The sequence below is a fragment of the Pantoea sp. SYBGC1 genome (assembly GCF_057197005.1).
The window spans coordinates 260,519-278,123 of the sequence record NZ_JBXUNM010000001.1 but is presented as its reverse complement, the minus strand read 5'-3'; the positions used below and the strand labels follow the sequence as shown (position 1 = coordinate 278,123).

19 protein-coding genes are annotated in these 17,605 nt (G+C 52.3%); 9 read left to right on the top strand and 10 right to left on the bottom strand.

Annotation, left to right across the window (positions count from 1 at the left end; all coding sequences use genetic code 11):
• Positions 1–12: 12 nt before the first annotated feature.
• From cheA to otsB, 7 genes are all read right to left on the bottom strand, one after another.
• Positions 13–1,989 (bottom strand): chemotaxis protein CheA, encoded by a 1,977-nt coding sequence (gene cheA, locus AC2CF9_RS01345; protein ID WP_190314976.1) that lies wholly within the window; start codon positions 1,987–1,989, stop codon positions 13–15.
• A gap of 10 nt (positions 1,990–1,999) precedes the next feature.
• Positions 2,000–3,016 (bottom strand): flagellar motor protein MotB, encoded by a 1,017-nt coding sequence (gene motB, locus AC2CF9_RS01340; protein ID WP_150017396.1) that lies wholly within the window; start codon positions 3,014–3,016, stop codon positions 2,000–2,002.
• The gene (gene motA, locus AC2CF9_RS01335; RefSeq protein ID WP_150017395.1) at positions 3,013–3,900 is read right to left on the bottom strand and encodes a flagellar motor stator protein MotA; all 888 of its coding nucleotides are present in this window, start codon (positions 3,898–3,900) and stop codon (positions 3,013–3,015) included. The genes motB and motA overlap by 4 nt, the downstream gene beginning before the upstream one ends.
• 133 nt (positions 3,901–4,033) lie before the next feature.
• A complete protein-coding gene (gene flhC, locus AC2CF9_RS01330) occupies positions 4,034–4,612 on the bottom strand; it encodes a flagellar transcriptional regulator FlhC (RefSeq protein ID WP_071668763.1) in 579 nt (192 codons plus the stop codon).
• On the bottom strand, positions 4,612–4,962 hold the full coding sequence (gene flhD / locus AC2CF9_RS01325) for a flagellar transcriptional regulator FlhD (RefSeq protein WP_065649518.1): 351 nt from the start codon (positions 4,960–4,962) through the stop codon (positions 4,612–4,614). The genes flhC and flhD overlap by 1 nt, the downstream gene beginning before the upstream one ends.
• 1,082 nt (positions 4,963–6,044) lie before the next feature.
• Positions 6,045–7,481 (bottom strand): alpha,alpha-trehalose-phosphate synthase, encoded by a 1,437-nt coding sequence (gene otsA / locus AC2CF9_RS01320; protein WP_108569269.1) that lies wholly within the window; start codon positions 7,479–7,481, stop codon positions 6,045–6,047.
• On the bottom strand, positions 7,478–8,266 hold the full coding sequence (otsB, locus tag AC2CF9_RS01315; RefSeq protein WP_484556077.1) for a trehalose-phosphatase: 789 nt from the start codon (positions 8,264–8,266) through the stop codon (positions 7,478–7,480). Before otsB ends, otsA begins: the two co-directional genes overlap by 4 nt.
• A gap of 531 nt (positions 8,267–8,797) precedes the next feature.
• On the opposite strand from otsB, the gene AC2CF9_RS01310 reads away from it, so the two are divergent.
• The 5 genes from AC2CF9_RS01310 to AC2CF9_RS01290 all read left to right on the top strand — a co-directional run bounded on the left by AC2CF9_RS01310 (position 8,798) and on the right by AC2CF9_RS01290 (position 11,614).
• A complete protein-coding gene (locus AC2CF9_RS01310; RefSeq protein WP_484556076.1) occupies positions 8,798–9,088 on the top strand; it encodes a hypothetical protein in 291 nt (96 codons plus the stop codon).
• 332 nt (positions 9,089–9,420) lie between these two features.
• The gene (locus AC2CF9_RS01305) at positions 9,421–9,933 is read left to right on the top strand and encodes a GNAT family N-acetyltransferase (RefSeq protein WP_150017392.1); all 513 of its coding nucleotides are present in this window, start codon (positions 9,421–9,423) and stop codon (positions 9,931–9,933) included.
• 332 nt (positions 9,934–10,265) lie between these two features.
• The gene (locus AC2CF9_RS01300; RefSeq protein WP_039383978.1) at positions 10,266–10,445 is read left to right on the top strand and encodes a KGG domain-containing protein; all 180 of its coding nucleotides are present in this window, start codon (positions 10,266–10,268) and stop codon (positions 10,443–10,445) included.
• A gap of 179 nt (positions 10,446–10,624) precedes the next feature.
• Positions 10,625–10,822, top strand: a complete 198-nt coding sequence (locus AC2CF9_RS01295) for a hypothetical protein (protein ID WP_039383975.1) — start codon at positions 10,625–10,627, stop codon at positions 10,820–10,822.
• Entirely contained in the window at positions 10,823–11,614 is a 792-nt protein-coding gene (locus AC2CF9_RS01290) for a hypothetical protein (protein WP_484556075.1), read from the top strand.
• Here the strand turns inward: AC2CF9_RS01290 and AC2CF9_RS01285 are convergent.
• Positions 11,601–13,985 carry a phosphoketolase family protein gene (locus AC2CF9_RS01285; protein ID WP_484556074.1) on the bottom strand — a complete coding sequence of 795 codons (2,385 nt, stop codon included), beginning with the start codon at positions 13,983–13,985 and terminating at the stop codon, positions 11,601–11,603. The two genes, AC2CF9_RS01290 and AC2CF9_RS01285, sit on opposite strands and share 14 nt — an antisense overlap.
• 329 nt (positions 13,986–14,314) lie before the next feature.
• Between AC2CF9_RS01285 and AC2CF9_RS01280 the strand changes: the two genes are divergently transcribed.
• From AC2CF9_RS01280 to AC2CF9_RS01265, 4 genes are all read left to right on the top strand, one after another.
• Entirely contained in the window at positions 14,315–14,482 is a 168-nt protein-coding gene (locus AC2CF9_RS01280) for a con-10 family general stress protein (RefSeq protein ID WP_150017389.1), read from the top strand.
• 165 nt (positions 14,483–14,647) lie between these two features.
• A complete protein-coding gene (locus AC2CF9_RS01275) occupies positions 14,648–15,121 on the top strand; it encodes a YciE/YciF ferroxidase family protein (RefSeq protein WP_150017388.1) in 474 nt (157 codons plus the stop codon).
• 54 nt (positions 15,122–15,175) lie between these two features.
• Positions 15,176–16,048 carry a manganese catalase family protein gene (locus AC2CF9_RS01270; RefSeq protein WP_039383967.1) on the top strand — a complete coding sequence of 291 codons (873 nt, stop codon included), beginning with the start codon at positions 15,176–15,178 and terminating at the stop codon, positions 16,046–16,048.
• A gap of 376 nt (positions 16,049–16,424) precedes the next feature.
• Positions 16,425–16,718 carry a hypothetical protein gene (locus AC2CF9_RS01265; protein WP_190314963.1) on the top strand — a complete coding sequence of 98 codons (294 nt, stop codon included), beginning with the start codon at positions 16,425–16,427 and terminating at the stop codon, positions 16,716–16,718.
• Positions 16,719–16,906: 188 nt separating this feature from the next.
• On the opposite strand, the gene AC2CF9_RS01260 is transcribed toward AC2CF9_RS01265, so the two are convergent.
• Together AC2CF9_RS01260 and AC2CF9_RS01255 are read right to left on the bottom strand one after the other, a co-directional pair.
• Complete coding sequence (locus tag AC2CF9_RS01260; RefSeq protein WP_484556073.1) at positions 16,907–17,173, bottom strand: biofilm development regulator YmgB/AriR family protein; 267 nt, start codon at positions 17,171–17,173, stop codon at positions 16,907–16,909.
• A gap of 54 nt (positions 17,174–17,227) precedes the next feature.
• Positions 17,228–17,515 carry a hypothetical protein gene (locus AC2CF9_RS01255; protein ID WP_150017386.1) on the bottom strand — a complete coding sequence of 96 codons (288 nt, stop codon included), beginning with the start codon at positions 17,513–17,515 and terminating at the stop codon, positions 17,228–17,230.
• Positions 17,516–17,605: the final 90 nt, after the last annotated feature.

Sequence of the window (17,605 nt, the reverse complement as noted above, 5' to 3'; positions counted from 1 at the left end):
TTTATTTATCAGTTATGCTGCGGCACCGGCCACACGCTTTTCACGGTTCAGCGACTGCAGTGCGGAGACGTCCACAATCAGCGCTACGCTGCCATCTCCCAGAATGGTGGCAGCAGAGATACCCGGCACTTTGCGGTAGTTACTCTCCAGGTTTTTCACCACCACCTGATGCTGACCGATTAACTGATCGACCAGCAGCGCATAGCGGCGGCCCGCACTCTGCAGAATAACCACAATCCCCTGCGTCGCATCGGTTTTGGCATTCTGCACATCAAAGACGTTCCACAGCTCAACCAGCGGCAGATATTCGCCGCGCACTTCCAGCACGCGCTCTCCGCCAGCCAGCGGCTTCAGCTCTTCTGCCGTTGGCTGCAGCGATTCCATAACGGCGTTCAGCGGCAGGATAAAGACTTCATCCGCTACGCGTACCGACATGCCATCCAGGATTGCCAGCGTCAGCGGCAGCAGAATACGAATGGTTGTGCCTTTGCCCTGTTTCGACGCAATTTCGACATGGCCACCCATCTCCTGGATGTTACGTTTCACCACGTCCATACCCACGCCGCGTCCGGAGACATCGGTGACCTGCTCAGCGGTAGAGAAGCCAGGAGCAAAGATCAGCATGCCGACTTCTTCATCACTCATGCTGTCGCTGACCGGCAGCCCTGAAGAGAGCGCTTTAGCCAGAATGCGCTCGCGATTCAGGCCGGCTCCGTCGTCGATCACCTCAATACAGATATTACCGCCCTGGTGCTCAGCAGAGAGCGTCAGGTTACCCGTGGCGGTTTTATTGGTTGCCAGGCGTTTTTCCGGCGTTTCGATACCGTGATCCAGACTGTTGCGCACCAGGTGAGTTAACGGATCGATAATGCGCTCAATCAGACTTTTATCCAGCTCGGTTGAGCTGCCCAGCAGCGTCAGCTCAACCTCTTTACCGAGCTTGCTCGCGAGGTCGCGTACCAGACGCGGGAAGCGGCTGAACACATACTCCATCGGCATCATACGAATCGACATTACCGACTCCTGCAGGTCGCGCGCGTTGCGCTCCAGCTGGCCCATGCTGTTGAGCAGATCGCCATGGGCGACCGGATCCAGCGCACCGGAACGCTGCGCCAGCATCGACTGGGTAATGACCAGCTCGCCGACCAGGTTAATCAGCTGATCCACCTTCTCCACCGCCACGCGAATACTGCTGGACTCGCTCGCTTTGGCTGGCGCCGCGGCGCGTTTGCTTTCACGTTTTACTGCCGGTGTGATATCCGTTACCGTCGCGCTCTGCGGCGGCGCGGTTACCGTTTCATCTGCTGCTACAGCAAGCGGGGCGGCGGCCTCTGCCTGCGGGAAGCGGATCTGCGCTTCATCGATGACAAAGCAGAGCACCGCAACGATGTCATCTTTATCCACACCTTCAATTGTGGCTTCCAGTGAATGCGTGCCTTTGACGACGTCGGTTACGCTGCCGAGATTGCTCAGCTCCTCCAGCATCAGCTCTGGCTCTTTCTCTTTGAGATCGACCAGCTGCAGGCGCAGGCCGCGGCTGGCAGCCGTCGCCGCCGCAGGGATATCGACTACCGCAGCAGCAGGCGCTTCAGGCAGAATACCTTTCGCTTCCAGTGCCAGTTGACGCAGCGCCTCGCAGATGTAGTTAAAGCTCTCCGCATTAGGCTCCTGCGCAGTTTTATACGCATCGAGCTGTTCCTGCATAATATCTTTGGTTTCCAAAAACAGGTTGATGATGTCGGTGCTGAGCTGCATTTCGCCGCGGCGCGCACCATCCAGAATGTTCTCCAGGATATGAGTTGTCTCCTGTAAAACCGTAAAGCCAAACGTGCCCGCCCCGCCCTTGATAGAGTGTGCGGCACGAAAAATGGCATTTAACTGTTCGGCATCGGGCTCCTGGGGATCCAGTCCCAACAGGTGTTGCTCCATGTCCGCTAACAGCTCATCGGCCTCGTCAAAAAACGTCTGGTAAAAATCGCTGATGTCCATGCTCACGGGATCACCTCGGCTGTGAGGGTTGGTCTGGTGTTACCACACCCGCAGCGGGCGCTGCGGTGACGGCGGGCGCTGCCGGAGCCGCCGGAGCGGTCGGTGCGGTCGCTGCCGACGCAGCCGGTCCGGCTGGTGCAGTGATAGTGGGAATCATTTGTGCCGGATCGCTGACCTGAACGGCATCGCTTTCGGCATTCTCTTTTTCAATGGCGGCTTCAGTATCATGATTTAATACCAGCAGGCTGATACGGCGGTTGACCGCATCATCAGCGCCACGGTTTTTAAGCTTCATCGTGGCGGCCATCCCCACGACGCGCAGCATTTTGTTGCTGTCCAGGCCCCCGATAACCAGCTCGCGGCGGGACGCATTTGCCCGATCGGCGGAGAGCTCCCAGTTACTGTAGCCGCGTTCACCGCTGGCATACTGAAAGTCATCGGTGTGACCAGAGAGGCTGATTTTGTTCGGAATATCGTTCAGCAGCGGCGCAACCGCGCGCAGAATATCGCGCATATAGGGTTCAACTTCAGCGCTGCCGGTTTTAAACATCGGGCGGTTCTGGCTGTCGATAATCTGAATACGCAGCCCCTCCTCCACCATGTTAATAATCAGATGCGGTCGCAGCGCTTTCAGGCGCGGATCGGCTTCAATCAGCTGATCGAGCTTTTCGCGCAGCCGGTTAAGACGGATCTCATCCAGCTGGCGCTTTTGTGCATCCATATCCACCTGCTTCCTTACTTCGCCTTTCTGCTGGGTCGGATCGTCGCCGCCCCCCGGGATCGGGCTCTCGCTGTCGCTGCTGCGTGGTCCGCCAGTGACCGCAACTTTAAGCGGAGTTTTGAAATACTCGGCGATCTGAACCAGCTCCTGCGGATTGGCAATTGAGATCAGCCACATCACCATAAAGAATGCCATCATCGCCGTCATAAAGTCGGCATAGGCAATTTTCCATGAGCCGTGGCTGCCTTCATGCTTTTTATGTTTGCGCCGTTTAACCAGCACAATCGGGCGATTATCATGCTTCATGAATTCTGGTCCGAAGTCTGTTTAGCCGGGTTTTTAGCGTTGCGCACGTGCTCTTCCAGTTCAGTGAACGAAGGACGCTCGGTGGAATAGAGCGTTTTACGTCCAAACTCGACGGCGATCTGCGGGGCATACCCGTTCAGGCTGGACAGCAGCGTAACCTTGACGCACTGCATCATCTTGGTGGTCTCGGCGCACTTCTGACGCAATACCGACGCGAGCGGTGAAATAAAGCCGTAGGCCAGCAGGATGCCGAGGAAGGTGCCCACCATGGCGTGCGCAATTAGCGCGCCCAGCTCTGCCGCCGGACGATCGGCTGACGCCAGCGCATGCACGACCCCCATTACCGCTGCAACAATGCCGAATGCCGGTAAGCCATCGCCGATGGCAGATAAACTTTGCGCGGGTACTTCGCACTCATGCTCATAGGTCTCGATCTCTTCATCCATCAGCGCTTCAATTTCAAATGCATTCATGTTTCCGCTGACCATCAGACGCAGGTAGTCGGTAATAAAATCCACTAACTGTTTATCGGTTAAAATACGCGGATAATTAGCAAAAATTTCGCTCTGCGAGGGATCTTCAATATCGCGTTCCAGCGACAGCATGCCCTGCTGACGGGATTTCGCCATCAGCCGATAAAGCAGCGCCATTAAATCCATATAGACCGCTTTATTATATTTGGAGCCGCGCATCAGCAGCGGCAGCGCCTTAAGCGTCTTCTTAATAGACTTACCGTTATTACCGACCAGAAATGCGCCGACACCTGCCCCGCCAATGATCAGCAGTTCAGATGGCTGATAAAGCGCTCCTAAATGGCCGCCGACCATCAGATAACCGCCCAGCACGGAACCAAGGACCACGATATAACCCAGAATAATCAGCACAAAAACATCCTTACGTCCGTAACGTGTTGGTGGAAGTTAAGCCAGAGGGCCGCAGGCGATATTCACAAATCGGAGGCAAAAAAAAGCAGCGGGGGTAACCCGCTGCTGGATGGCTTCCACAATGCGAACATACTTAAACGGCGCGTTTAACCTGTTCATCCAGCAGTTGTGGAAAGGTATCGGCAGTATCTGCAGAAAGTTTACGTCTTTTTACGGCACGTGAAGGCGGCTGGCACAGGCTGCAGACAAAGCTGCCTGCGGGCTGATGTGCATGATTAATAAAGCTGCCGTGACAGCTTTTGCAGTCAGAGAGTTCCAGCATCCCACTTTCAACGAATCGCACCAGGGTCCAGGCGCGCGTCAGCGCCAACAGCGGGCCCTCGTCCGATTGCGGACACTGCTCAAGGTAGAGACGGTAGGCCTGAATGACAGCCTCCACGCCGCTGCTTAAGCCGGTTTTGAGTAAAAACTGCCAGGCGTTACAGAACATTGAGGCGTGAATATTCTGTTCCCACGTCATGAACCAGTCGGTAGAGAATGGCAGCATGCCTTTTGGCGGCGGCGCACCGCGCAGCTCTTTATATAATTTAATTAAGCGACCGCGACTTAATTGCGTTTCACTCTCCAGCATCTGCAGACGGGCACCCAGCGTGATCAGCTCCATAGCCAGCTGAATATCACGCGCTTCCTGAACGATACTTTTATCGCTCATTATACAGCCCTCTTTTTGGTGCTGGTTTCAGTTTTTGAAACGCTGCGCAGCAGACGGCTGGATAACAGGATCCCGGTGTGAATTTGCTGCAGATCGTCAACCCGTGACTCCTGAGTAAGACGATTAATCAAATTGTGATCGGTAAAGCGGAACTGACATACCAGCTGATTCGTTTCAGCCAGCTTTACCATTTCAGGTAAAGTGAGCTGAGCGAGTGCATCTGCCATTGCTTCATCAATACCCAGACGAAACATCGCTGACGGTTTTTCCTGGTTAATTAAGCGCTGCGCGAGCAGTAAATATGACAGATTGATGTCATATATATGTTTTAGTAATTCTGATGTACCCATTTTTTCCATCCTGATAGACGCGACATATATACGGCCACAGAATTTAATCTCTATGGTTCGGGTTGCTGGTTGGTAAATCTAAAGATGGCAAAAAATAAAATCAGGCATAAGCCAACATATATTTAATTGTTTCATTTCCTACCGGGACATTCAGTAGTAGCAGTCAAAATTCCAGGCCATTTTTTTCCTGAGTCTCAACTTTCTTCCCTGATGTCTTTTTATCGTTTTTTAAGACTAATCTGAAAACAACGCAAATCTATATGGTCTCTATCCGACATACAACGTGACCGGACCGGAATTTTAGATAAAGTGTGATATGGATCACACTTTTAAGGCAAATTTTTTAACCGAAGCTTCAGGGATGCTTGCGTATTGTCTATTTTTTGCTCAAATTTCAAATTTTTCGCTAATATTTCCTAAGGAATTTCTCATATTTCCATTTAGTCGACACAGGTCACGTTATGCCGATCCTTTCGTTGTCATGTTGCGGTTATCTCATCACATCTCGCTACACTGGCTCTCTGTTGCAGCACAAAACACCAGAAAACCCCTGTTTTAATAAGTTTTAAATTAATCACTTACAGGGAATATTGCCTGAAGGCACCACTCTTGCACCGTAAGGGGCATGTAAAACGTGATGGCGCGTGACAAACGAAGTGTCAAGATAACGTCAGCAAAGGTGAGAAAACGGGTGTGGATGTAACTGGTTGTTACATTAGCAAAATGAATGGGTGGTACAGAAAACGCACTGATGTATAACTAACATCGGCCTGGCCAGCAAAAACTTTAGCGCTGATAACAAAACTTACAAAATCATGCCTATTTTTGCGCCGAATGCCGCACATTGCTCGCTCATCAACCGGTTAGCGTCACAAGGTATGAAATCGATTTCTTCTGTATTGCCGCTTCGGTTTCATCACTTTTTGCCGGAGCACATCCGGATAGGCCGTTCGGCAGCAGTTGGCAGACTGACAAATATGCTTAGCCAGGTTTCTCTTTTTAATAACGCTTTTTGGCAAACGCACGGCAATAAAAAAGGGAGTGCGTTAACGCACTCCCCCGAGACCGCTTTCGGTTAACGGTTATGCCAGTTTCTGAAACGTGGCAACTTTATTTGCCGTCCCGTGATCGTCGCCGCGCGCGGGCAGCGCATTAAGATCGTGCAGGAACGTTTCGCGCCAGTGTGAAATATCCTGTTTACGCAGTACCGCCATCATATCGTTATAGCGGGTAATGCGTTCCGTACGCGACATAGTGAGTGCTTTATCCAGCGCAGCAGCCACTTCATCACGATCGTAAGGATTCACAATAAGCGCTGACGTCAGCTCGTTCGCTGCACCGGCAAAGCGTGACAGGACCAGCACGCCCGGGTCATCCGGATCCTGTGCCGCTACATACTCTTTCGCCACCAGGTTCATACCGTCGCGCAGGGGTGTTACCAGGCCGACATCGGTGAGGCGAAAAATTTTCATCAGCAGACGGCGATCAAAATGCTGGTTGAGGTAGTAGAGAGGCGTCCACCCCAGCGTGCCATATTTACCGTTGATGCGGCCCGCTTCAGTCTCCAGCTGGTGGCGGATATCCTGATAGGCCTGCACGTCGCCGCGTGAAGTCGGCGCAATCTGCGAGTAACGTATTTTCCCGCGGTGCTGCGGGAAGTTTTCCAGCAGCGCTTCATAAGCCAGAAAACGCTCGGGCAGGCCTTTGGAGTAGTCGAGGCGCTCACAGGCGATGATATTTTTGGCATCGCCCAGTTCGCGCTTCATCGCAGCCATCTTAGGCGGCAGCGGCCCTTCGGCCATCTCTTTGATCGCGTCAGGTTCAATACCGATCGGATAGACTTCGGTCATAAAGGTGTTGCCGAAAGCCCGATGCTTTTTCTCGCCTTTATTTTGCAGCTGCGTCTGCTGGCTGAGGCTGTCGAGAAACGCAACCCGGTCCGATTCGGTCTGGAAGCCCAGCAGATCGTAATCGCTCAGCATCTCCAGCAGCTCCTGATGCGGCGGCAGCGCATTGAAGATTTCCGGCGTCGGGAAAGGAATATGTAAAAAGAAACCGATTCGGTTGGTCACGCCCAGCTTGCGCAGCTCGGCGGCAAACGGCAGCAGATGGTAATCATGGATCCATAGCACATCATCAGACTGAATAAGCGGTTTGAGACGATGAGCCAGCGCCGTATTCACCCGGCAGTACCCTTCCCAGGCTTCACGCTGATATTGCACCAGATCGAGCCGATAGTGGAAGGCGGGCCAGATCACCGTGTTAGAAAACTGACAGTAATATTGATCGTAATCGTTCTGATTGAGCGGGAATGAAGCGTAGGTGATCCCATCGTGCTCCAGTTTTGCCAGCGGCTCTTCCTCTTCACCCGAATATTCGCTGATCTCTCCGTTCCAGCCAAACCATAAACCCCCGGTGTTTTTTAGCGCGTCAAGAATACCTACGGCCAGACCGCCTGCGCTGCTTTTACTTCCGTCGGGGATAGCAATACGGTTAGATACCACGACTAAACGACTCATAACCTGAACTCCTTACCAATATTGTCATGCTCTAATTGTAATAATAGTTGCTCCAGCCACTGCCAGACAGCGCCGGTATCCGGCAGCCGGTAACGCGCTTCACTGGAACCTTCGCCAACTTTGACGGAGATACCCTGTAGCGCATTGACCGCAAGAAAGCCTTTTTCATCAGTGAGATCGTCACCCACAAACACCGGAATACGTCCTGCAAAAGGTGCTTCCTGCATAAAGGCGTTAATAGCTGCGCCCTTATCGATTCCCTCAGGTTTGATTTCAACCACGCATTTGCCCGGCTGCAGCGTCAGCTCAGAGAAGCGGCAAACGATCTGTTCCGCCAGCTGCATAATCGCCTGTTCATGCTCAGGGGCGTTGCGGAAATGCAGCGCAAACGCCATACCTTTTGCCTCCAGCACTGCCCCTGGCCACTGGCTGAATGCCTGTTCCAGCTCATCATGCAGCGCTGAGGCAACCGTATCTGGCAGCGCATGACGATGGATCTGGCCGGTTGCATCGCGGCGCTCTGCGCCGTGCACGCCCGCCGCCGGCGCTTCAAGCGGCGCTGCCAGTGTATCCAGCTGGGATATTGGCCGTCCGGATACCAGCGCCAGTGCACCGTGGCTGAGATTAGAGATCTGCTGCAGATGCTGACGAACGCGGGCGGGAATGGTGACCTGATCGGGCTGTGCTTCAATCGCTGCCAGCGTGCCGTCAACGTCAAAAAAGAAGGCGTAAAGGCCGCCGCTTAACGACGGCAGGGTATTGGTCTCGCTTACCACAGATGTCACGTCTCCTCCTTTTATGAGTAAAACATCAGGATGTTCAGAGGCGTGCTGCAGATAAAATTCTTAGGGTAAACCACTAATAAATGCGCAACCTTTCCAGTTTAACGCCATGTATAACTGCATAACCTGACGCACAATGAACATCGGCAGCAATAAGTGTAGACCTTATTCTGCCTTTTGCCATAAAAGTTGCTGACCGGAAAAATAACTCCCGATGTACCGCCACGCTTTGCGTTTTAATAATCAGCGAAAAGATAATAAAAAAAGAATAAATATGTACAGCAGCAGGAAATATGTATGATTTTTTCTCCTGCACTAATTCAGATTATTCCTGTAGCCAGCAACGGCGCCCTGTAAATATTAAAAAAAGGATTAAGTCTGGAATGAGCGCCATTTCATCCTGTATAAAGAAATTCTTAAAAAGCGCTGCGTGCCCCGTTTTTTTTACCGCTTCAGTTGCAGCGGAATTGACCTGAATGGTGCATTTATGCACACTGACGCGGGTCAACGATATCGATGATAAAGAGCGATAAGATGGTGCAAAACTACAGTCAGCGCGTCCATTTTTACTACTGCATTCTGGTTGCGCTTAAAATCCATGCTCAGTCCAAAAAAAGCGCTCATCTGCGGGGGAAAAATAATTTCCTGCTAAAGTGGCTGCGTAATGCGCAGAACAATACGATTTTCCATCCGGATATTACCAGCGAGATTGAGTGGCTGCGCGGCAAGATCATCAGCGCCGGACCCGATGCCGATCTGGAGCCGATGCTGCAGTACGTTTATGAAACGGCTAAACGCGCGGAGAGTTTACGTTACGGCTTCTGAGCCCGCCTCCGGCTTATGTTAAGAGAGAGGCAATTTAACGGCTGATTGCCTGCAGGAGCTTATTCACCAGTGACAAAAATGCAGGCGAATAAAAGAGGTTTTTAATATTTTCGTCGCTGCTTTTTTTGCGCTGCCGCTGCGCTGACCCGCTCTCCCTGCCAGCTATCACTTCCAGCCTGCCACCATGCAAAATGTGATACCGCTTAAGCCCTTATTACGCGGTTTCAGCAGATCGCTATCACATCCCGCACGTCATTCGCGTATTATCGCCCGTCAGGAGTGTGTACCACTCTGCGTCGCACGTGACGCAGACTTCATGGAGAATCCGCATAATGGCAATGACTATTCGTCACGCCCGGCCGGAAGACGCCGGCTTACTGCAGCAGCTGGGGCGTATGACCTACAGCGCGCACTTTAAACACCTGTGGGTCTCTGCAGACGAGATGGATGCGTTTATCAGTAAAGAGTACGGTATGGATGCGCTTACCAGTAGCCTGTCTGATGCCAGTGAGTGCTGGCTGATTGCCGAGTCAGCGCAGCCTATCGGTTTTGCCAAAGTAAAGTGGAGCGTGCCGGTACCCGATTCCGGGATGCGGGGTGCTCAGCTTTGCAAACTCTATCTCGATCCGCAGGAAACGGGCAAAAACGTCGGAAGACGAATGTTTGAGAGCATTATTGCCAGCGCGCGCAGCCGGCAGGAGGGTTACCTGTGGCTGGAAGTTATGGATGCCAATGTCAGAGCCAGAAAATTCTATGAGGCGTTTGGCATGCAGCATATTAAAGATATTCCTTTTGTTACTGCTTCACAGCAGAGCGTGTTGCAGATTCTGGGGATGCTGATTTAAGCCACCTGCCCTGTGTACCTGACTCAGGGCGAAAAGCCTCTCCGGCTCACATATCTGATTAATTTTGCCAATTATTCCGGATAACCGGATTTAATTGCTCCGGCGTCACTGGCCTGTTTAATTCGCTATGCTGCTAATTTAATGACGCTTTTTAATGCTGGCTGCAGCGTTTATAATTTCCCTGCCCGTTAAATAACGACAAAAAACAAAGAGTTAATATTATTTGCCGCTTCGCTTGCGCAGACTGCATTCACCATTATTCTTTAAAACGTACCACGCACATAACTGCAATGATTCATCATGTTATTAAACACTCTTCAAGAGGCTATATCATGACTCAGCACAGAGGCGGTTCAGGTAACTTCGCAGACGATAAGCAGAAAGCATCTGACGCGGGCAAAAAAGGTGGACAGAAAAGCGGCAGCGGAAGCGGCGGCAGCTTTAAAGATGACCCTAAAAAGGCATCTGAAGCAGGCAAAAAAGGTGGCCAAAGCAGCCGTAAAGGTTCCTGATTAGCCAGGCAGCACAGGGATGTGCTGCAGTTCGACTCTTCGCCCTCTTCTCAATCTCTCCGCTTTAATCTGCCGTTACGCTTGCTGTTTCTCCCGCCGCAGACAACTCTTAAAGTCGTTTTACTTTCCCGGTTTTGCTCCAGACTTAACTTTTAATACTGAAAGGATTTACGCCCGTCATGAAACGTTTTTTATGCTCGCTGTTCAGCAGCCCTGAATCTTTACTGCAGGTCATGACACAACAGGATGTCACTGAATCGATGGAGGATGGAGACAGAATTATCATCGATGAAGATGGCAACGCCTCGGTCAATCCGCTCAGTCCTGAAGTACATAAAGATTTTGCTGAACACGTTTCAACTCTGAAGGAAATTTAAATGGGCACGGCGATTTTCATGGTACTGATGGTATGCGGTTACTGGTATACCAGCCGCGATATGTCCAGCCGGCTAAAAATAAAGCGCTCATTCGGCTGGGATGTCTATTTTCTGATTGCCCTTTACGGCTGCATCTTTGTTGTACAGGGAGTGCTGGCAACGGCCATTATCTGGCTCCTGCTGCTGGGCGCTTCATTTGCGAATAACACGCTCGGCCTGAGTGCTGCACATCATGCTAACTGGCACGTCGATTTTATGACCTGGAGCTTTCTGGGCATCCAGGCACCGGTGGTCATTATGCTGACCTTTGCGGTGATTTTTTGCGTTTACCGCTCTAACTGGGCCGGCAGCGCCCGCCTGACCCCTGGCAGCCGTAAAGAGCTATATCAGCGCCTCTCCCGTTCTAACGGTATTGAACAGATGCTGCTGCACTGCATGGAAGAGGGTGAACTCGCATGGGTTACGCTGAAGTCACGCCGGATTTACATTGGCATGATTCACGCCGCCACCTTTGAATTCCCCGGCACGGCAAATATCGTGATGATCCCGATGCTCAGCGGCTATCGCGATGCGCGCACGCTGAATCTGGCGATTGAGCACAACTATAGCCGCTGGTATCACGAACATGAGATCAGTTTCCTCTCCTCACCGAAAAGCGCCCTCGATTTTCGTAAAGTGCTGATGGTTGATCAGATTGAGAGCCTCTCCCTGTTCGACCCGGCCAGCGCCTCCGCGCTGGCTCTGGGCAAAAAACGTTATCAGCGCCGCCGTACGCCGTCTAATCGTCCCTGAGAGATGACGCTGAGGACGCAGCGGCCCGCCAGCGCCAGTTGCGTACCTCAGGCACATCTTCACCATACTCCCGCACCCAGGCGTGATGCGCAGCAAGACGCGCCTGCAGATCCTCCAGCAGATCCGGATGCTCTTCAGCCACGCCAGGCGCATGCAGCAGCGCAGCCTGCGCCAGATGATAGCGATCGAGCCCGTTCAGCACGGTCATATCAAAAGGCGTGGTGGTGGTGCCCTCTTCGTTGAATCCATGCACGTGAAAATTACGATGATTATTACGCTGATAAGTCAGCCGATGGATCAGCCCCGGATAGCCGTGGAACGCAAAGATAACCGGTTTGTCAGAGGTAAACAGACGCTCAAACTCCGCCTCGCTTTTACCATGCGGATGCTGCTCGTCACTTTGCAGCGCCATCAGATCAACAACGTTTACCACGCGCACGCGCAGCGACGGCAGTAACTCCCGCAGCAGATCGACCGCTGCCAGCGTTTCCATAGTCGGTACATCGCCTGCACACGCCATCACCACGTCAGGTTCATCCGTACAGCTGGCCCACTGCCAGATGCCCATGCCCGCTTCACAGTGCGCAATCGCGCTATCGATATCAAGCCACTGCGGTGAGGGCTGCTTGCCCGCTACGATGACATTGATGCGATCCCAGGTGCGCAGACAGTGATCGCCCGTCCAGAGCAAACAGTTGGCATCAGGCGGCAGCCAGACGCGCACTATGTCTGCCTTTTTGTTCACAACGTGATCGAGAAAACCAGGGTCCTGATGGCTGTAGCCGTTGTGATCCTGACGCCAGACGTGAGACGAAAGCAGATAATTCAGGGAAGAGACTGGCTGCCGCCACGGCAGTTTCCGCGACACTTTCAGCCATTTAGCGTGCTGGTTAAACATGGAGTCGACAATATGAATAAACGCTTCATAGCAGTTAAACAGGCCGTGACGCCCGGTAAGCAGATAGCCCTCCAGCCAGCCCTGACACTGATGCTCGCTCAGAATCTCCATCACGCGCCCGTCGCGTCCCAGCTGTTCATCCCACGGCTCCAGCGGCGCCATCCAGCTGCGGCTGGTGGCGTCAAATACCGGCGACAACCGGTTTGAAGCGGTTTCATCCGGACCAAACAGACGGAAATTATCGCTATTGAGGCGAAAAATTTCGCGCAGATAGAGGCCAAACTGATGCGTCGCTTCGCCCTGCTCTGCGCCCGGTGCGCTGAGCCCGAGCGCAAACTGCCGGATATCCGGCGTGACAAGCGGCCGCCGCAGCCGCCCGCCGTTGGCGTAAGGGGTCGCACTCATCCGTTTATCACCCGCCGGAGCCAGCGCCCGCAGCTCAGCGTTTAGACGTCCGCTGGCGTCAAACAGCGTTTCAGGCTGATAACTGCGCAGCCACGCTTCGAGGATCTGCCGATGCGCTTCATCCTCACGACATCCGGTGACCGGCACCTGGTGCGCACGCCAGAACCCTTCGACTCTCTTGCCATCAACCTCTTTGGGTCCTGTCCAGCCTTTCGGCGTGCGCAGCACAATCATCGGCCAGCGCGGTATCTCTTCACTATGGGCGCCACTGCGCGCCCGCTGCTGGATGGATGCGATAGTATCAAAAGCGCGATCCAGCGTAGCGGCCATCTCCTGATGCATGCGCTGCGGATCATCGCCACAGACAAAGAGCGGCTCATAGCCATACCCGCTGAAGAGCTGCTGCAAATCTTTGTCGCTGGTGCGCCCCAGCAGCGTCGGATTAGCGATCTTGTAGCCATTGAGGTGAAGAACAGGCAATACAGCCCCGTCACGCTGCGGATTAAGAAAATGGATCCCGTGCCAGCTGGCGGCCAGCGGACCGGTCTCTGCTTCACCGTCACCAATAACGCAGGGCACAATTAAGTTCGGATGATCGAATGCGGCGCCAAAAGCGTGTGAGAGCGAATAGCCCAGCTCTCCCCCTTCATTGATTGAGCCAGGCGTTTCAGGCGCCGCATGGCTCGGAATGCCGCCGGGAAAAGAGAATTGTTTGAACAGACGCTGCATACCCTGCTCATCGTCACTGACCTGGGGATAGATTTCACTATAGGTCCCCTCCAGCCAGCTATTGGCTACCATGCCGGGGCCGCCATGTCCGGGGCCGCAGACGTAAAGCAGGTCAGCGTTGCGCTGGCGAATAACGCGGTTGAGGTGGGCATAGATGAAATTGAGTCCGGGCGTGGTCCCCCAGTGTCCCAGCAATCTTGGTTTAATATGCTCAGGCAGCAGCGTTTCACGCAGCAGCGGATTCGCCATCAGGTAGATTTGGCCCACAGACAGGTAATTAGCTGCTCGCCAGTAGCGATCAAGCAGCTCCAGTTCAGCCGTGGTCACAGAGTCGGTCATCACCTCTTCTCCTCGTTACAGGGTAATAACTAACCTTAATCGAGAAAACAACATGCTGCGAATCAGTCCGCCGAAGATATTCAGCTGATGCTTCAATAAATTAATTGCTAACCGAAGCGCATGATTATATTTAAGCGATGCGGTAATTATCGCTGCGCTTAAATATAATAAATACTATAAAATCAAACTATGCAGATAATTCTTACAAGCAAATAATCAAACCGCCCCGCTTGCAGATTAAAGAAACGCGATTACTATTAAATACGCAGCTCGCACATGATTGGTTATTTAGATCATGTCATTATCAACTCATGAAGAGGAAATATACTATGACTCAACATCGAGGCGGTTCAGGTAATTTCGCAGATGACAAACAGCGGGCATCTGAAGCGGGTAAAAAAGGCGGACAGAATAGCGGCGGCAGTTTTAGCAATGACCGTGAAAAGGCGTCTGACGCTGGCAAAAAAGGGGGTCAGAGCGGCAATCGCGGCTCCTGACAGCTGATGTCAGGGATGAACCCTGCTGCGCAGGGATCGCGCGTTTAATGATTATTGCGCTTCAGAGGACGCTAATCCCGGCTGTCTGAAATCTCATATTAATGAATAAACTGCATGCGTTATTTGACGCCTGCCTGGCTGTTTATTACTGCACGGAGAATACTCATGAAAGTTGAATCTTTGCTCGACCTTTTTATTCACGATCTCTCAGATGTTTATAGTGCAGAAAAACAGATAACCCGCGCGCTGCCCAAAATGGCGCGTGCAGCTTCTGATGAAACGCTTAAAGCAGCATTTAAACAACATCTGGAAGAGACTCAGGGGCAAATTGAGCGCCTTGATCAGGCAGTGGAAGCACACGAAGAATTACGTATTAAACGCATGAAGTGCCATGCGCTGGAAGGTCTGGTAGAGGAAGCGCAGGAGCTTATCGACGCAACTGAAGCGGGCCCGGTGCGTGATGCTGGCCTGATAGGCGCGGCGCAGAAAGTTGAACACTACGAAATTGCCACTTACGGCACGCTGGTGGCCATGGCCAAAAAGCTGGGCCTCGATCAGGCCGCCAGTCTGCTCGCAGAAACGCTGGCTGAAGAAAAATCTACCGATGAAAAACTCACAACTATTGCGGAACAGCAGTAACGCACTATTACAAGGGCCAGCCCATTGGCCTGACTGTTAACACTGAGGTGAGCCATGTTTCGACACGTTAAAAAATTGCAGTATACCGTCAGGGTAAGTGAGCCTAATCCCGGACTGGCTAATCTGCTTCTGGAGCAGTTTGGCGGCCCGCAGGGCGAACTGGCAGCCGCCATGCGCTATTTTACCCAGGGCTTAGGAGATGACGATCTCGGACGCCGTGACATGCTGATGGACATTGCGACCGAAGAGCTGAGCCATCTTGAAATTATCGGTTCGCTGGTAGGCATGCTCAATAAAGGGGCCAAAGGCAAGCTAGCTGAAGGCACGGAAGCGGAGGGCGAACTTTATCGCTCTATTACCGGTGCAGGTAATGACAGTCATCTTACCTCTATTCTCTATGGTGGCGGCCCGCCGCTGACAAACTCAGGGGGCGTGCCATGGACCGCGGCGTATATCGATACTATCGGCGAAGTGACGGCGGATTTGCGCTCCAACATCGCCGCTGAGTCCCGCGCTAAGATTATTTATGAACGCCTGATTAATGTAACTGATGACGTTGGCGTAAAAGACGCGCTGGGCTTTCTGATGACGCGTGAAGCCGCCCACCAGCTCTCTTTTGAAAAGGCGCTCTACTCTATCCGTAATAACTTTCCGCCGGGTAAACTGCCGCCAATCGAAGAGTATGCGCATACCTATTTCAGTATGTCTGACGGGGATGATGTACGCGGCAGCTGGAATTCAGATGAGAATTTCAACTACGTCGCCGATCCGCAGCCTGCCGTGGATGGCGGTGATGGTCATGCCTCAGTGGTGCTCTCTGCGGATGAAGCGGCAGCGCTGAAGGCTATGGCCACCAGAACAGCCTCCAATCCTGATGTTAATCCGGAAACCGGTGCTGAACTGGGCAGTGAAAAGCCACAGACGTAACCCGTAAGGAGAGAACAATGCATCATAAACCTGTACAGCGTGCCCATGCAGGTTATCAGCCTGATAACGATGAGCCTGAACTGCCTGATGATGATGCGGGCAGTGCGCCAGAATCGGGTGATAAGCAGCCTGAATAAACATGACTCCTTCTGACCGCCTTCGGGCGGTTTTTTCATCATAAGAGCAATTTTTTTAACGGCCTGAGCCAGCCTGAGGAGCCACCTTAATAAGCGAGACGGTAAAAGCACGCTAATTAATACAGCAAACTCAGCACGTTAAAATTTTTATTTTTTATTCTGGCGTTTTTCTGATTCTGGTCTATGTTCCTTTAGTCAGATTAGTACCAATAATCACTATAAGAAGTTAAGGAACTTTTATGGATTTCGCTCGTTTTAAAACCCGTTTACAGCAATGGGAGCATTTGCACTTCACCAGCGTAGAATTACAGCAGCGCGATGGCAGATTTGAAATTTACGCTACTGCAGCAGAGCATCAGACGCTCAGCCAGCTCTTTATCTGCAATGCCAGTAATGAGTCTGCCGCGCAGGAAGAGATAAAACAGCTGCAAAGCTGGCTACAGAAAATTAAGTCCGGCAGAAGCAAGCGGCTGAATGCGCGCCCGGTTCGTCAGGTAACGGTAAATGTCCCTGGCACAGGTATCAGTCGTTAAACAACAGAACCTATTTCGCAGCGCTGACAATTCGCGTACAACTTTAAACTGAATGGCTTAAACAAAGCGCGCTACTTTCAATTAACTGTACACACAAGCCAAAAGTGTACAGGAAAGAGAGCAACGCCTGAGCCGGATCGAAGTGAAATGTAAAAAGCTCTTCATGGATTGAAGAGCAGAAAGCGTGGTCAGGCGTCGTCTGGCGTATAGCCAACGACAATTTCCAGCGTGCGACGCAGAACGTCAGCTTCAGCGCTGCCGCTGGTCGACTCCAGCGCCATAATCAGGTAAAGAATAATCGACTTGTTAGTCACTCGTCCCTCGGTGGCAAGGATGCTGCGTATTACGCCATCCAGCACCTGTGACTCATCGCTTAACGCATGGCCGGCATCGCGAAAATGCGCAGCCAGCTCATTATCAGGCAGCATATTGTATAAGTTTTGAAGGTCTGCCATTTTTCCGTCTCAAACTATTGAAGATAAGGCCGCAATATACCTTATCGGGCTGAATTAATGTTTACGGCTATTGCCGGATGACTGGTCGTTGCTAAACAGGGGATGAACGTTATCTTTTTCCGGTTCGTTTCGTTGTTGCTGACCAAGAGAAATGCTGGTCCGGACCTCTTTCAGGGCCATACTGATTGCTGTGCGATACTCTTCATCAGTGGCCTGCATCTGCATATTCTGCAGCTCTGCCATCAGTGCGTGGGTGTTAACGGGCCCGGAGCGCTGAAGCAGCGTCAGGGCGGCTTCACCGATGATTTCGTCTATACTCTTCTGGTGTTTGCTCATCTTCATAGTGAATCTCTGTTTGCCGCCACTTCAAAGGGAAGCACGACAGTAAAACAGCGCCACGCAGTGCGTGGCGCGATACAGCTCGTCACAGGT

Bases quoted from the DNA above. Each gene is read 5' to 3' on its own strand.
- cheA (WP_190314976.1), bottom strand. From the start codon at position 1,989: ATGGACATCAGCGATTTTTACCAGACGTTTTTTGACGAGGCCGATGAG.
- motB (WP_150017396.1), bottom strand. From the start codon at position 3,016: ATGAAGCATGATAATCGCCCGATTGTGCTGGTTAAACGGCGCAAACAT.
- flhC (WP_071668763.1), bottom strand. From the start codon at position 4,612: ATGAGCGATAAAAGTATCGTTCAGGAAGCGCGTGATATTCAGCTGGCT.
- flhD (WP_065649518.1), bottom strand. From the start codon at position 4,962: ATGGGTACATCAGAATTACTAAAACATATATATGACATCAATCTGTCA.
- otsA (WP_108569269.1), bottom strand. From the start codon at position 7,481: ATGAGTCGTTTAGTCGTGGTATCTAACCGTATTGCTATCCCCGACGGA.
- AC2CF9_RS01310 (WP_484556076.1), top strand. From the start codon at position 8,798: ATGGTGCAAAACTACAGTCAGCGCGTCCATTTTTACTACTGCATTCTG.
- AC2CF9_RS01305 (WP_150017392.1), top strand. From the start codon at position 9,421: ATGGCAATGACTATTCGTCACGCCCGGCCGGAAGACGCCGGCTTACTG.
- AC2CF9_RS01300 (WP_039383978.1), top strand. From the start codon at position 10,266: ATGACTCAGCACAGAGGCGGTTCAGGTAACTTCGCAGACGATAAGCAG.
- AC2CF9_RS01295 (WP_039383975.1), top strand. From the start codon at position 10,625: ATGAAACGTTTTTTATGCTCGCTGTTCAGCAGCCCTGAATCTTTACTG.
- AC2CF9_RS01290 (WP_484556075.1), top strand. From the start codon at position 10,823: ATGGGCACGGCGATTTTCATGGTACTGATGGTATGCGGTTACTGGTAT.
- AC2CF9_RS01285 (WP_484556074.1), bottom strand. From the start codon at position 13,985: ATGACCGACTCTGTGACCACGGCTGAACTGGAGCTGCTTGATCGCTAC.
- AC2CF9_RS01280 (WP_150017389.1), top strand. From the start codon at position 14,315: ATGACTCAACATCGAGGCGGTTCAGGTAATTTCGCAGATGACAAACAG.
- AC2CF9_RS01275 (WP_150017388.1), top strand. From the start codon at position 14,648: ATGAAAGTTGAATCTTTGCTCGACCTTTTTATTCACGATCTCTCAGAT.
- AC2CF9_RS01270 (WP_039383967.1), top strand. From the start codon at position 15,176: ATGTTTCGACACGTTAAAAAATTGCAGTATACCGTCAGGGTAAGTGAG.
- AC2CF9_RS01265 (WP_190314963.1), top strand. From the start codon at position 16,425: ATGGATTTCGCTCGTTTTAAAACCCGTTTACAGCAATGGGAGCATTTG.
- AC2CF9_RS01260 (WP_484556073.1), bottom strand. From the start codon at position 17,173: ATGGCAGACCTTCAAAACTTATACAATATGCTGCCTGATAATGAGCTG.
- AC2CF9_RS01255 (WP_150017386.1), bottom strand. From the start codon at position 17,515: ATGAAGATGAGCAAACACCAGAAGAGTATAGACGAAATCATCGGTGAA.